This window comes from Nocardiopsis sp. iso_25 (assembly GCF_056173305.1).
Window position 1 is genome coordinate 1,333,802 of sequence record NZ_CM149667.1, and the last position, 14,818, is coordinate 1,348,619.

Annotated in this window: 12 protein-coding genes; 11 read left to right on the forward strand and 1 reads right to left on the reverse strand. The window is 70.3% G+C overall.

The window, feature by feature from the left end:
• Positions 1-99 precede the first annotated feature (99 nt).
• On the reverse strand, positions 100-1,719 hold the full coding sequence (locus AC0VX6_RS06050) for an alpha/beta fold hydrolase (RefSeq protein ID WP_475467660.1): 1,620 nt from the start codon (positions 1,717-1,719) through the stop codon (positions 100-102).
• Between the two features lie 322 nt (positions 1,720-2,041).
• Between AC0VX6_RS06050 and AC0VX6_RS06055 the strand changes: the two genes are divergently transcribed.
• The 11 genes from AC0VX6_RS06055 (at position 2,042) to AC0VX6_RS06105 (ending at position 14,690) form a co-directional block, all read left to right on the forward strand.
• Complete coding sequence (locus AC0VX6_RS06055; protein ID WP_475467661.1) at positions 2,042-3,133, forward strand: ABC transporter permease; 1,092 nt, start codon at positions 2,042-2,044, stop codon at positions 3,131-3,133.
• Between the two features lie 13 nt (positions 3,134-3,146).
• Positions 3,147-4,022, forward strand: coding sequence for an ABC transporter permease (locus AC0VX6_RS06060; RefSeq protein WP_475467663.1), 876 nt, complete (start codon positions 3,147-3,149; stop codon positions 4,020-4,022).
• Between the two features lie 3 nt (positions 4,023-4,025).
• Positions 4,026-5,087, forward strand: a complete 1,062-nt coding sequence (locus tag AC0VX6_RS06065) for an ABC transporter ATP-binding protein (RefSeq protein ID WP_475467664.1) — start codon at positions 4,026-4,028, stop codon at positions 5,085-5,087.
• On the forward strand, positions 5,080-6,126 hold the full coding sequence (locus AC0VX6_RS06070) for an ABC transporter ATP-binding protein (protein ID WP_274976559.1): 1,047 nt from the start codon (positions 5,080-5,082) through the stop codon (positions 6,124-6,126). Before AC0VX6_RS06065 ends, AC0VX6_RS06070 begins: the two co-directional genes overlap by 8 nt.
• Positions 6,127-6,130: 4 nt before the next feature.
• On the forward strand, positions 6,131-6,319 hold the full coding sequence (locus tag AC0VX6_RS06075) for a hypothetical protein (protein ID WP_274976560.1): 189 nt from the start codon (positions 6,131-6,133) through the stop codon (positions 6,317-6,319).
• A complete protein-coding gene (locus AC0VX6_RS06080) occupies positions 6,316-8,121 on the forward strand; it encodes an ABC transporter substrate-binding protein (protein ID WP_274976561.1) in 1,806 nt (601 codons plus the stop codon). The genes AC0VX6_RS06075 and AC0VX6_RS06080 overlap by 4 nt, the downstream gene beginning before the upstream one ends.
• Positions 8,122-9,335: 1,214 nt before the next feature.
• On the forward strand, positions 9,336-11,867 hold the full coding sequence (locus AC0VX6_RS06085; RefSeq protein ID WP_475467665.1) for a sensor histidine kinase: 2,532 nt from the start codon (positions 9,336-9,338) through the stop codon (positions 11,865-11,867).
• 97 nt (positions 11,868-11,964) lie between these two features.
• Entirely contained in the window at positions 11,965-12,390 is a 426-nt protein-coding gene (locus AC0VX6_RS06090) for a roadblock/LC7 domain-containing protein (protein WP_013151544.1), read from the forward strand.
• A gap of 37 nt (positions 12,391-12,427) precedes the next feature.
• A complete protein-coding gene (locus AC0VX6_RS06095; RefSeq protein WP_013151545.1) occupies positions 12,428-12,787 on the forward strand; it encodes a DUF742 domain-containing protein in 360 nt (119 codons plus the stop codon).
• 22 nt (positions 12,788-12,809) lie between these two features.
• Positions 12,810-13,367 carry a GTP-binding protein gene (locus tag AC0VX6_RS06100; RefSeq protein WP_274976563.1) on the forward strand — a complete coding sequence of 186 codons (558 nt, stop codon included), beginning with the start codon at positions 12,810-12,812 and terminating at the stop codon, positions 13,365-13,367.
• A 60-nt stretch (positions 13,368-13,427) separates the two neighbouring features.
• Positions 13,428-14,690 (forward strand): styrene monooxygenase/indole monooxygenase family protein, encoded by a 1,263-nt coding sequence (locus AC0VX6_RS06105; protein ID WP_475467667.1) that lies wholly within the window; start codon positions 13,428-13,430, stop codon positions 14,688-14,690.
• Positions 14,691-14,818: the final 128 nt, after the last annotated feature.

Consider the following 14,818-nt stretch of genomic DNA (forward strand, 5'->3'; position numbering starts at 1 on the left):
ACCATCGGAGAACGCCTTAGGCCTCTTCCCGGGCGGTCACGGTGAGAACGGCCCGCACCGCCCCTCGCGGGGTAGTGCGGGCCGCCGTCGTCTCCGGGGTCAGATCCCCAGGCCGCTCGGGCCGGTCCGGTCGCGCAGCGCCGCGAGGTCCTCGGCCTCCACCTGGACCGCCCCGTCGACCTCCGCCGGGGGCAGGCCCTGGCAGGTGAGGTCCTCGGGCTGGGCCCGGTCCACCAGATAGGCGTCCACCGCCTCGGCCACGCAGTCCAGGCCGCCGGGGAGGTAGAAGCCGTGCCCGCCGTCACCGGCGACGGTGATCAGGGAGCTGTCCAGGCGGTCGGCCATGGCCGGGCCGCCCTCGTAGGCCGTGTTGGCGTCGAACTCGCCGGCGATGACCAGTGCCTCGGGGTAGCCGTCCCGCTCCAGCTCGACCGGCGGCTCGGGCCGGTCGAGGCCGTTGAAGGTGCACGGTTGGGGAACCGCCCAGTAGGCGCCGCTGCCGTAGGGGTGCTCCTCCCGGTACTCCCGGGCGTCCGCGTGGTAGGTGCTGACCCTTTCCGGCCACTCGGCCTCGCACAGCACCGCCGTCTGCAGGTCCAGGGTGGCTGTACCGTACTCCTCCTCTGCCAGGGTGCTCGCCTGGTCGGCGAGGGGCTGGGGCAGGGGCTGGTCGTGCACGATGTACCCCAGGTACTCCGAGACCACGTCCCACTGGTCCTGGAAACGCGAGTTCATGCCCACGTCCATGTGGAACAGGTGGCTGTCGTAGAGCACGCCGGGTGCGACCTCGATCGGTTCCTCCCGCAGCCGCTCGGCGGTCGCCTCGAAGGTCGCGTAGACCTCCTCCCGGGTCGAACCGAAGCCGAAGACGTCGTCGTACCCCGCCACCCACGCCGTGTAGCGTTCCATGTTCTCGCTGTAGGCGGGCGCCTGCATCATGAAGACGTCACGCCAGATGCCGTCGGGGTGCACCGACGAGTCCAGCACGCTGCGGTCCAGCCGCTCGGGGAACAGGCTCCCGTAGACCGCGCCCAGGTAGGTGCCGTAGGAGTAGCCCAGGTAGTTGGTCTTCTCCTCGCCCAGGGCAGCCCGGATGACGTCCATGTCACGGGCGGTGTTGGCGGTGGTCATGTGCGGGCGCAGGTCGCCCTCGGCCTGTTCGCAGGCGCGCTGGTAGCGGATCGCCGAACGGGTGGCCTCGGAGATCTCCCCGTCCGTCGGACTCGGGTAGACGGGCGGGGGCTCCGTGCCGCAGTCCAGCCTGGGCGAGGATCCGCCACTGCCGCGGGGGTCCATGCCGATGACGTCGTACACCTCGGCGACCCGCAGGCCCCCGACGAGTCCGGTGCCCGTCTGCGGGTCCAGCGGCAGGGGCAAGCTGCGCCCGTGCCCGCCCGGCCCTCCGGGGTTGGTGAGCAGGATGCCGCGCCGCTGTCCGGGGTCGGTGGCGCGGGCCCGGCTGACGGCCACCGTGACGCGCTCGCCCCCGGGGTCGGAGTAGTCGAGCGGGACCACGACGTCGGCGCACTCCAGTCCCTGGAGCACCTCCTCGGTACAGGGGGCCCAGGCCAGTTCCTGGTCGTGGAACCCGGCGAGCGCGGTGTCGTCGGCGGGGGAGTCCAGGGGATCGGCAGCGGCGGGGGAGGCCGCCGCGAGGGATGCGGCCAGGGCCGTCACGAGGACGGTCGAGGCCAGTGTGGTCGCGCGTGTTCTGCGCACGGGGGTTGCCTCCGCGTTCTCGGCCCGTTCGGGGAAACGGGGTCGTGTGCTTCGGAGACGTAACCGTACGAACCGCCCGTGTGATGACAACACCCACAAATGTCATGAGTGTGCTCATGTGGCCGGGTTCGGCCAATCGGCGCGACAACCATATGTGGCGGTTTATCGATTTTTGTTCGTTTTGTGATGTCGATCGTGTCGCTCGGAAGACGCCGTTTGGTCACGAAGGTGGTCTGGACCACACGGATCGGGTTACCGTGAACCCTCTATTAGGAAACTTTCCTAATAGAAACGGAGTCCCTGCGCCCCACGAAGGAGCCCCGTGGCCACCGAAAACGCGGCCTCCCCACCCCCGCCGCCCGCCGGAAGCGGCGCGTCGGCCCGCACCGACGCGCCCGCGCACCTACTGACGCGGATCTGGCGCCACTACGCCGCCGTCAAGGTCCGCAAGGCCGTCGTCGTCGTGTTCGTCGTCGCCAACGTGACCTTCTTCCTCGGCCGCGCCATGCCCGGCGACCCGATCGACGTGATGGCCGGACGCCTCACGCAGGGCGGCATGTCGATGGAGGAGGCCCGGGTCATCGCCATGAACTCGCTGGCCTACGACCCCGACGCCCCCCTGTACCAGCAGTGGTGGGACTTCCTGGTCGGCCTGGTCACCTTCGACCTGGGCATGACCATCAACCGGCCGGGCCAGAGCGTCATGGAGGCCATCGGCGCCTACCTGCCCTGGACCCTGTTCAGCATCGGCGTCGGCACGGTCATCGCCGTCGTCCTCGGCCTGGCCCTGGGCATGGTGATGGCCTACTGGCGCAACCGCTTCCTGGACCACGTGCTCAGCGTCCTCGCCTCGGTCCTGGGCGCGGTCCCCAACTACCTCATCGCGATGGCCCTGGTCTTCGGCGGAGGCATGTACCTGGGGTGGTTCGACCCCATCGACCTGCGCGGCACGATCAGCCCCGGTGTCCAGGCGGGGTTCAACGCGGAGTTCATCGGCGACGCCCTGTACCACGCGGCCCTGCCGATCGTCACCTACGTGCTCGCCATCATCGGCACCTGGATGCTCATCATGAAGGCCTCCACCACGGAGGTGCTCGGCGAGGACTACGTGACCGTGGCACGCGCCCGGGGGCTGCGCGACCAGCGCATCGCCGTCTCATACGTCGGGCGCAACGCGGTCCTGCCGCTGGTCGCCCAGATCGCCATCTCCTTCGGCACCCTCGTCGGCGGCGCGATCTTCGTCGAACAGGTCCTGGTCTACAAGGGCGTCGGCGGCCTGCTCCTGGACGCCGTCAACTACCGCGACTACCCGCTCCTACAGGGGCTGCTCATCATCATCACGTCCTGCGTGGTGGTCGCCAACCTCGTCGCCGACCTCCTCTACAGCCGCCTCGACCCGCGCATCCGAACGTAGGAGCCCACCGGAAATGGCCGTCACCACCACCGCAGCCCCCGGGGTCTGGGGAACGATCTGGCAGGGCCTGACCCGCAGCACCAGCGGGTTCGTCGGCCTCTGCCTGGTCCTGAGCGTCCTGCTCTTCTCCTTCGTCGGACCGCTGCTCATCGACCACCACAACCCCACGGACGTCACCGCGATCTGGGGACCGATCACCGCCGAGCACTGGCTCGGCACCAACCACCAGGGCAAGGACACCTTCACCCAGCTCGTGCTGGGCGGACGCGAACCCATCTGGGTCGGCTTCGTCGCCGCCGTGATCACCGTGGCCATCGCGGTCGTCCTCGGCGGCGTCGCCGGGTACGTGCGCGGACGGATCGACCACTTCCTGCTCCAGCTCACCGACATCACGATGACCATCCCGTTCATCGTGCTGATGCTGGTCATCGCGTCGTTCTTCCGCGCCTCCTCGCCGCTGGTGGTCTCCTTCATCATCGGCCTGGTCACCTGGCCCTACCTCATGCGCTCCATCCGCGCCCAGGTGCTCACCCTCAGGGAACGCGAGTTCGTCGAGGCCGCCCGGCTCCAGGACCTGGGCACCGCGCGCATCCTCTTCGTCGAGGTGCTGCCCAATATGGCGGGCTACATCTTCATCAACTTCATCATCGCCGTCACCAACGCGATCTACGCCGTGGTCGGCATGTACCTGCTCGGCCTGCTGCCCAGCACCGCCGACAACTGGGGCCTGATGATCCAGCAGGCCTGGAACAACAACGCCTTCCTGCTGCCCCAGGCAGCGCCCTTCCTCATCGCCCCGATGGTGATGATCATGCTCTTCCAGATCGGGCTGGTCACCATGACCCGGTCCCTGGAGCAGGCCCTCAACCCACGACTCCGGGACAGGTGAGCCATGACCGACCGCACCGCCGCCCCGCCGTCCGCCGAGGGCCCCCTCCTGTCGGTGAGGGGGGTGGACGTGGGCTACCGCACCGGCCGCAGGAAACAGGTCACCGCGGTACGCGATGTCTCCTTCGACCTCCACCCCGGCCAGTCCATGGCCCTGGTGGGGGAGTCCGGCTGCGGCAAGACCACCCTGGGCCTGGGCCTGCTCCGGCTGCTCCCGCGCACCGGCGTCCTCTCCGCGGGCGAGGTCCTCTTCCGCCGCAAGGACGGCCGCCTCGTCGACGTGCGCACCCTCGCCCGCGAGGACCTGCGCCGTTTCCGCTGGAACGAGGCGGCCATGGTCTTCCAGGGCGCCATGAACGCCTTCAACCCCGTGCTGCGGGTGCGCGACCACTTCCTCGACACCTTCCGCGCCCACGACCGGGGCCGCCGCACGCGCGCCGAGGTCCTCGAACGCTCCGCCGAGCTGCTGCGCATGGTCCGGCTCGACCCCGCCCGGGTGCTGGACAGCTTCCCCCACGAGCTCTCCGGCGGCATGCGCCAGCGCACCCTCATCGCGCTCGCCCTGGCCCTGGAACCGCAGCTGCTCATCCTGGACGAGCCCACCACCGCCCTGGACATCCTCACCCAGCGCTCCATCGTCGAGCGCCTCGCGGAACTGCGCGAGGAACTGCGCTTCGCGATGGTCTTCATCACCCACGACCTGGGCCTGGCCGCCGAACTCGCCGACCGCGTCGGCACCATGTACGCCGGACGGCTGATCGAGACCGGCACCACCCGCGACATCTTCCACCGAGCCCGGCACCCCTACACCTCGGCGCTGATCAACTCGGTGCCCCCGGTCACCGGCGACCTCAGGGTTCCCGAATCGCTGCCCGGAGGCCCGCCCAGCCTCTCCGCGCTGCCCCCCGGCTGCTCCTTCGCGCCGCGCTGCAAGCACGCCGTCGAGCGGTGCGCGTCCACCCGGCCCGTGCTCGACGTGCTCACGCACCGCCCCGACGGATTGAGCCACGCCGCCGCCTGCCTGCGTTCGAACGAACTCTCCACCGAGGGGGCCACCCGTGACTGACCGGACCGTTTCAGCGGACCCGCGGCCCGAGCCCGGCGCCGCACCCGTCGGCGACGGCGGGGAGGCCCCGCCGGTGCTCAGCCTGCGCGGCGCGCACCAGGTCTTCCCCACCCCGCGCGGCGACGTGCCCGCCGTCGCGGGGGTCGACCTGGACGTGCGCCCCGGACGGGTGCTGTGTCTGGTGGGGGAGTCCGGCTGCGGCAAGACCACCAGCGCCCGCATGGCCGCGGGCCTGGCCGACCCGGTCCGGGGCTCCGTGCTCTTCCGGGGCAGGGACGTCGCGGAGATGGACCGGCGCGAACGGAGCCGCTTCCGCCGCTCGGTCCAGTTCATCCACCAGGACCCCTACGCCTCGCTCAACCCCGTGCGCACCGTCTACTCGACCGTCTCCGCGGGGCTGCGCCGCCACGGGCTGGTCAAGGACAGGCACGAGGCCCGCCGGGCCACCGCCGAACTCCTGCGGCGGGTCGACCTCACCCCGGCCGAGGAGTACCTCGACAAGTACCCGCACCAGATGTCCGGCGGCCAGCGCCAGCGCGTGGCCGTGGCCCGCGCCCTGGCGATGGACCCCGAGGTGATCATCGCCGACGAGTCCACCTCGATGCTCGACGTGTCCATCCGGGTCAGCCTGCTCAACACCCTCGGCGCGCTGCGCGACGACCTCGGCGTGGGCTTCCTGTTCATCACGCACGACCTGGCCGTGGCCAAGTACTTCGCCTGGGAGGGCGAGATCGCCGTGATGTACCTGGGCAGGATCGTCGAGCACGGCCCCACCCCGCGCGTGGTCAACGATCCCCGCCACCCCTACACCAAGGCGCTCATCGACGCCGTCTGCGAACCGGACCCCGACCTGGCGCACGGCCGGGAACGGATCAGGCTGCGCAGCTCCGAGATCCCCGACCTGACGGACCTGCCGTCCGGGTGCGACTTCCACCCGCGCTGCCCCCTCTACGAGGAGGGCGGCTGCGACACCGTCCGGCCGCCGCTGGCCCCCGCGCACGACCGGCTGCTCGCCTGCCATGTCGTCGGCCGGGGGTGAGGCCGTGCTCGCCGTCGTCGGCCGCTTCGGACTCCTCGCCGGAGCCTTCCTCGCCCTGACCAGCGCACTCATGCTTCTCCTCACACCCCCCGGCACAGCCGAGTTCGTCATCAGCGCCCTCACCGTCGTGATCGGCCTGGTCGTGCTCTCCCTCGGTCTGCTCGCCGTCCTACTCGAAAGGAAGCGCCAATGACCCCTCCCACCCCCCGCCCCCTGATGCGGGACCTGAGCCGCAGGCGCCTGCTCCGGACGATCGGCTTCGGCGCGGCGGGCGTCGCCGGCGCCGGCGTGCTGTCCTCCTGCGCGGGCGGCGACAACGCCGAGGGCGGCGCCGCGCGGTTCACGGGCGTCTTCGACTTCGACTTGGCGGCCCAGACGCGCAACGTCGCCGTGGAGGACGGCGCGCTGCTGATGAACTCCGTGTACGCCGACCTCTTCCTGCCCGCGGGCGCGTTCTACAACTGGGAGACCCACGAGTGGGACTACCTGCTCCTGGAGAACAGCGCCTGGGAGGGCGACGACCTCGTCGTCACCCTGCGCCCGGGCCTGAAGTGGAGCGACGGCACCGACCTGACCGCCGAGGACCTGCACCAGAACTACGCCATCCGGATCCTGGAGGCACCCGCCTGGTCGGTGGGCTTCCCGCAGATCACCGAACTGGAGCGGCTCGACGACCTCAGCGTCCGCGCGCGCTTCGACAACCCCTTCCCCGGCATCGAACTCCAGGTCGTCAAGCACCGGATCTTCTCCAAGTCGACCTACGGCGACTTCGGGGAGCGCGCGATCGCGATGGTGGCCGACGGAGTGCGCCAGGGCGACGACGAGCACACCGGGTTCAACGCCGAGTTCATCGAGTTCAACCCCGAGGAGATCGTCACCAGCGGCCCCTACACCTTCGACCGGGCGCAGATGTCCGACGCGCGGATCACCCTGGTGCGCGAGAGCACCGGCTACCAGGGCGAGGAGGTGAACTTCGAGGAGGTGGTCGTCCACAAGGGCGACAACCGCCAGGCCTCCCTGCTCATCCAGCAGGGCGAGGTCGACTACTCGACCCTGGCCACCTCAGCCGCGGACCAGCAGGCGTTCCGCGGTGTCGAGGGGTTCCGGTGGATCGAGCACCCCGGCTACGACGGCTGCGGGCTGATGTTCAACTACGCGGCCAAGCCCGAACTCAAGGACGTGCGGGTGCGCAAGGCGCTCAAGCACCTGCTCGACAGCGACCAGATCGGCCAGGTGGCGCGGGGCGAGGCCTACGACGGGGTGCGGTACTACTCCGGGCTGGTCGACCTCCAGACCGAGCAGATCTTCACCCCCGAGGAGCTCGCGGAGTTCGCCAGCTACGACCACGACCCGGACCGGGCCACCGAACTGCTGGAGGAGGCGGGCTGGACCAAGGAGAACGGGGTCTGGCACACCGCCGAGGGACAGGAGGCCAGCTACGAGATCATCGGCGTCGCGGGCTGGGGCGACTTCGAGCTGACCGCCACCCAGGTGGAGGAGGCCTGGAACGCCTTCGGGATCAAGACGACCGCGCGCAACGTGCCCGCGGACAACCCCTGGGGCATCTGGGCCGCAGGTGACTTCGAGGTGGCCGTGCGCCACTGGGGCAACCCGGAGATCCCGCAGTACTGGGGCGCCTTCCAGATGAACTTCCTGGTGGAGAACGCCCGCACCGGTGAGACCCCGGGACAGGACTTCGACCTGAAGGTGGACAGCCCCAGCCAGGGCGAGGTGGATCTGGAGGCGCTGGTCGAGGTCGCCAAGACCGCGCAGACCGAGGAGGAGCAGACCGAGGCCCTCAAGACGATGGCGATCGTCTTCAACGAACTGCTGCCGCGCATCCCGATCTGGACCTACAAGTACCTGGCCCCGGCCCTGGAGGGCGCGCGGGTGGAGTCCTTCCCCGAGGACCACCCCGCCGCTCAGAACCAGATCTACCGGGACAACCACATCATCCTGTCGCTGATGCAGGGCGGCCTGGAGGCGGCCGGGTAGGGGCGGCGGGTCCGGGGGACCGGGCCGAACCCGGGGGCGGGGCCGCGCGGCCCCGCCCCTTCTGTGCCTACTCTCTCTTTTGTGCCGGAATCATGACTCTTGATGTGCATTCGCGTCAGGGGGAGGTAGTCTCCTGTACGTCGGGTGGACGGTGTCCGAACACCGCCCGTTTCCGGCGCCAACGCCTTCGGAAGGACCGCCCCGACCTCCTCCCCGAAGGTGCGGAAAACGTTTCCGCGCTCCGCGTTCCCCCGGTCGTGCCCCGCTCCGGCGCCGGACGACCCGCGAGGCGCGTCACCCCTCGTCCGGAGCCGTTCCCGGAGTAATTCCGTGAACGGCGCGCGAGCGGGGGAAGAGGAATCGACAGGAGAGCCATGACCCCCGCTCCCCGTGGACCCGCGCACCCGGCCCGTCCGTGCGCCGGGGCCCCGCGCCCCCGTGCCGCAGCGGTGTCCCGCGGCGGCGGGTCGGCGCGGCCCCCGTGCGACGGGGATTCCCGACGGTGCGGCCCGAGGGTCGGCCCGGCCCGGCGGCCGTTCGCGGAGCCGCGCGTCCGCGCTGTTCAGGGCGGGTGCGCGTGGTTCCGGATCACGGGTCCGCCGGTGCGGCGGACCGGTTACTGACACCTGTCCGGAAACAGACACGTGTCCATAAATCTCACAAAAACATCTGGGGCCACACCGGCTCCTGGGCGGCGTTTGTGCACGTCAGAGGTGTTGTTCCGGGTGCTTTTGTGATCCTTCCATGATTCGTCTGCCAAGGCTGTCGACCTTTGTTAGTCTGGCGAACCGAACGACGGTTCTCGGTGGAAGTACAGGAATTGTGCGGGGCATGGATACTTGTCTCCGGATGGGGTGTCGCACCCGTCTGGTCCCCGCTCGGGCGGGGGCGCCCCGGCCGAGGCCTTCTTCCGGCGCACGGGGCACCCGGCTGTCACGGGGGTTCCGAGCGGGACCCCGGGGCGGCCACCTCCCCGGGCAGGGCGGTGGAGCGGCGCCGCCGCCGATCCAGCCCCACCGACGCGAGGAGACGAGATTGTGGCAGAGGCGCCGTCGCCGCGAGACAGCCCCGCCCCGTACCCGCGCGGGGGCGGGTCGATGACGTCAGCGGAGGACGGGCAAGGAGCCAGGCGGGAGGGACGGTTCCGACGGGCCATCTCCCGTATGGTCAGAGCCCAGGAACCCCCCTCACCGGAGACCCAGCAAGGAAATCCCGTGCATCATCCCGTGCATCCGCACTCGCAGAATTCCGGCCGCACGTCGGACCGGGACGGCGTCCAGCCCACGGGCGGGACCGCTCCCGAGTCGGGCGCGACGGAGCGCGGCGACGCCGCGCCCCCCGCGACCGGCCCCTTCTCCGGCTCCGCCGAGAACGGGTACCGGCCCTCCTCCAGGACCAGCGTCCCCAACCCGTACACCACCCGGCGGGTGAACGTCGACGACGTGGACACCGGGGCCTCCCCGGTCAACCAGTGGCGCGGCGTGGGCCTGGACGAGCCCGAGCCGCGCACCCCACCCATCACGGCCACCACGGACACCATGACTGACACCTCCTCACCGACAGAGCGCGCGGAGCGGCCCCAGGCCCCCGCCGCGCAGACGCAGGCGGCCCCCGCGGACACCACGCCGCAGCCGGCCCCGCGGCCCGAGCAGGCGGCGCGGCAGCGGGCCGAGGCCCCGCACGGGCGGTCGCGGCTCCCCGAGGAGCAGGGCCACTCGCCCCGGCCCGAGCAGGCGGACGCCCACCGACAGGACCCGCCGCAGGCCGACGACCACCGTCGCCCCGAGCCGCCGCAGGCCGCCGCGCCCCAGGCCGACGACCACCGCCAGCCGGAGCAGCCCCGGGCCGCCGCACCGCAGGCCGTCCCGCCCGCCGAGGGCCGCCAGCAGCCCGCCCAGGCGTGGGCCGGGCCCGCGCCCCAGCCCTACCAGGTGCCGGGGGAGCGCCCCGCGCCCCCGCAGGTACAGGGCCAGCACGGATACGCCCAGCAGCCGGTCCCCGGTCCGGTCGGCCACGACCCCTACGCGCCCCCCGCGCCCTACCAGGCGGCCCCCGGCGCGCAGTACGGCCCTTACCACCCGGCCGGACAGGAGCACCACCACCCCTACCCGCCGCACCCGCAGCCCGCCCCGGCGCCCTACCCCGCCGCGCCGCCGCAGCACGGCGGCTACGCGCCCCAGCCGCAGGGCCAGCACCCCTACCCCGCGCAGCCCGCGCACTACCCGGCGCAGTACCCGCCCCAGCCGCTGGTCACCTACCAGAGCGCCTACCCGGCGCCCTTCCAGCCCCCTGGCTACGTCATGCACGGCCAGCCGATGTTCTACCCGGGCCAGTACAGCCCCTACGGCCAGCCGGTCCAGCACATCATCGTGCTCACCGCCGGACAGCAGCCGCAGGTGATCAGCGCCGAGTCGGCCGGCACGTTCTTCGCCGAACAGGCCGAGCCCCGGACCGACTCCGCCGAGCGCGAGGGCCGGGCCCTGACGCGCGCGGGCTCCGACACCGACGCGGCCAAGGAGCAGCCGGAGCGGGAACAGGAGCGCGAGGCCCCGGCCGAGGCCGCCGCAGAGCCCGCCGAAGCGGCCCCCGAGGCCCCGGCCGGGACGCTGACCGAGCGCAGAGCCGCCCTCATGGACGCGATCGCCCCCGCCGCGGCCGCCCCCGCGTCCTCCGACGACGGCAACAGCCTCCTCAACGAGGCCCTCGCGGGTCTGGCCATGCGCGACCTGTCGCTCGTGGACGCCCTGCTGGAGATGGTCGAGGAGCTGGAGACCGACGCCCAGGACCCCGACCTGCTCGACAAGCTCTTCCAGATCGACAACTTCGCGACCCGTATGCGGCGCAACGGGGAAAACTTCTTGGTGCTCACCGGGCATGACGGCGGCGAGTCCGACGCCCACGACGAGATCGTCCCCCTCCTCGACGTGGCCCGCGCCGCCACCTCCGAGATCAAGGACTACCCCCGCGTCCGGATGGGCAAGATCCCGCAGACCTCCATCACCGGTATGGCGGCCGACGACATCAGCCACCTGCTCGCCGAACTGCTGGACAACGCCACCGCCAACTCGCCCGAGCACTCCCAGGTCGTCATCAGCGCCCAGGAGATGGTCGACGGGCGCCTCATGATCGTCGTCGAGGACGAGGGCGTGGGCATCCCCGAGGGACAGCTCGCCGAACTCAACGACCGTCTCGCGGGCGAACCCGTCCTGGACGCCGACGTGCCCCGCCACATGGGCCTGTACGTCGCCAGCCGGATCGCCAAGAAGCACGGGCTGGAGGCCAGGCTCGAACCCCGATCCTTCCGCGGGGTGAGCGCCTACGCGATCATCCCCAAGGAGCTGCTGCGCGTGGCCACGCCGCGAACCCCCGGACAGGCCCGCACCTCGACCGTCCCGACCAGCGCACCGCCGGCCAAGCCCGCCCCGGCCGCCAAGCCGGTCACGCCCGCCCCGGCTCCCGCCCGCCCCGCCGCCAACGGCACGGGCAAGTCCTCCGCGGCGAGCGGTTCGTCGGTGACCTCCGCCGGGCTGCCCCGGCGCAGCGCCACCCCGCACGGGTCGCCCCTGCGGATGATGCCCCGCCCCGGACAGAAGCCGGACACCCCGCCCCAGACCCGCGAGGACACCCCGCCCAGGCTCACCGGCGACGCCCGGGCCGAGCAGATCCGCGACGAGCTCGGCGACTTCTTCGACGGCGAGCGAGAGGCCCGCGAGGGCGGCGACGAGCCCGAGGACGACAAGAAGTGACGGCTCCCGACCCCGTCCAGGGCGCCCCTCCCGGCGTGCCCACGCAGACACCACAGCAGCGAACACGACCCTCGGCCCAGGCAGGTAAGGCACAGCGATGACTGAATCCGTGAACGACAGTGTTGAGAACTTCTCCTGGCTCATCGACCGCTTCGTCCGCGACGTGCGCGGTGTCGAGCACGCCGTCGTCGTCTCCTCCGACGGCCTGGTCCTGACGCACTCCAGCGACTTCCCCGAGGAGCACGCCGAGCAGCTCGCGGCCATCGCCAGCGGTCTGCACAGCCTCGCCGTCGGCGGTGCCAACCTCTTCCAGAGGGGCGAGTGCGAACAGCTGCTGGTCCGCTTCAACCACGGCCACCTGTTCATCATGGCGATCAGCGACGGCTCCTGCATGGCGGTGCTCACCGCCCCGGGCACCGAGCTCAAGATCGTCGGCTTCCAGATGACCAAGCTCGTGGAGAACGTCGCCCACGTGCTCACGCCGCAGCTGCGCTCGCAGCTGCGCGAGGTCATCCAGAACTGACGACGGTGCCCGTTCGGGAGGAGAGGTTGCCTCGGCTATGAGCTTCCGCAGGCGAAGGAGTAACCGTGTCCGTCCGTTCACCTTCACGGGTGGGCGGACACGGTCGCGGCATCCGCTGATGGTGCAGACCCTGGTCTCGACGTCCGAGCCCGGGCAGGAACCTCCTGGCACCCTGATGCCGGAGTCGATCAGTATCTACAAGCTGTGCCGGGAGACCCGGTCGCTGGCCGAGGTCTCGGCCGAGTTGAACATCCCCCTGGGCGTCACCCAGGTTCTGGTCAGTGACCTGGCCGAACAGGACCTGGTGTACATCCACCCGACCATCACCGGCAGCAGTCCATCGGAAAACCAGGTTCTGGAGAGGGCTCTTCGTGGTCTCGAACGACTTTTCCAGTGACAAGAGGTCGAATCGCAAGAAGATGTCGAGCAAGATCGTCATCGCCGGGGGCTTCGGCGCCGGCAAGACGACCTTGGTGCGCTCGGTGTCGGAGATTCCCCCTGTCACGACCGAGGCGATCATGACCGAGGCCAGCATCGGTCATGACGACACCTCGATCACACCCGACAAGACGACCACCACCGTCGCGATGGACTTCGGTCGCATCACCGTCGACGACGAACTGGTCATGTACATGTTCGGCACACCGGGCCAGGCGCGTTTCTGGTTCATGTGGGACGATCTGGTCCGCGGCGCGGTGGGCGCCGTCGTCGTAGTCGACTGCCGGAGGCTCGCGGACTCCTTCGACGCGGTCGACTACTTCGAGACGAACAAACGCATCCCCTACATCGTGGCGCTGAACAAGTTCGAGGGCCGCCTCGACTACACCTCCGAGCAGGTCCGCGAGGCGCTGGAGGTCAGTCCTGAGGTACCCATCATCGACTTCGACGCCCGGAACCGGTTGTCCGGGGGTGAGGTGCTCAAGACGCTGCTGCGGTACGCGTTGGAGCACAACCGCGCCAGCGAGCCCGTCGCCTGACGGACGGGGAGACCCCGGTCTTCCCACCGCCCCGCAGATTCCCCAGGAAAGTTAGCGACAATGCGCAAGATCCTTATCGTCGGCGCGGGCCACGCCGGCCTGCACCTGGCCCATGGGCTCCTCACCCATGGATACGACGTCACGGTGATCACGGGGCAGTCCTCGATGGAGATCCGGACGGGCAGGCCGTCGATCTCGCAGTTCACGTTCCCCACCGCCCTGGAGCACGAGCGAAACTTCAACCTCGATCTCTGGAGCGCCCTGTCGCCGCAGATCAGGGAGCAGACGGTGCACCTGTACCCGGGCGGGGGCAGCCTCATGTCCTTCACCGGCAGGACGGGTGAGAACAACGACTACGCCGTCTCCATCGACAGGCGTGTGAAGATGGCCGACTGGCTGGAGTACTTCGAGGACCGCGGCGGCAAGGTCGTCATCCACGGTGTCACGGTCACCGACCTCGACTACTTCTCGCGGATGTTCGACCTGATCATCGTGGCGGTCGGCCACGGCGAGCTCGGCCAGCTCTTCGACTACGACGAGAGCAGGTTCTCAGGGGCCAGGCCGCGTGCGATCGCCCAGGCGCACGTCTACGACGTCTGGCCGGCCGAGGGCCAGGACGAGAACATCAGCTGGGCCGCGTCCGCCGCGGAGGCGGGCAACATCATCCTCCTGCCGATCCTCGGCCAGGACGGCCCCTGCCACTCGCTCGTCATGGTGGACAAGCGCGGCGGTCCCATGGACACCTGGCCCGACCGTCCCGGTCCCGAGGAGCAGCTGCGCCGGATGAAGGACCTCCTCCGCCGGTACGCTCCCGAGTACTTCGAGCGGGCCAAGGACGCGGTCCTGATCGACGGCAGGAACAGCACTCTGGTGGAGGACCTGACCCCCCAGGTGCGCAACCCCGTGGGGGTCCTCCCGTCCGGCGGACGCGTCCTCGGGATGGCGGACGTCATCGTGACCATGGACCCCTACGTGGGACAGAGCTGGAACAACTCCACACGGTGCGCGGAGGCCTACCTGGAGGCCATCATCGAACGCGGTGACCAGCCCTTCGACGAGGGATTTCTGGTCGGCGCCTTCGACCGTTTCTGGGAATTCGGTCTCTACAACCAGCAATGGTCCGAGATGTGCTCCACCTGGTGGGACCAGGGGGACATGTCCCCGCAGATGGTGGAGCTGCTGTCCGCCGCCGTGAAGTACCGTGAGATCTCCGACCGCTGGATCCAGGGGTGGGACTACTCGCCGGACTACGGTAAGTGGCTGCTGGATCCGCAGTTGGCCACAGAGTACGTGGCTGAGGTGCGCGCACGTCACGGCGGCTGACGTGCGCGTACCCCAGCGGCCTGAGCCCGGTGTCCGGCGGACACCGGGCTCAGCTGCTTTCTGTGGGAGGTGTCACCCGGCCACGCTCTGGACCGGAATTCAAGAAAGCAATGTCCGAAAACAAAGAT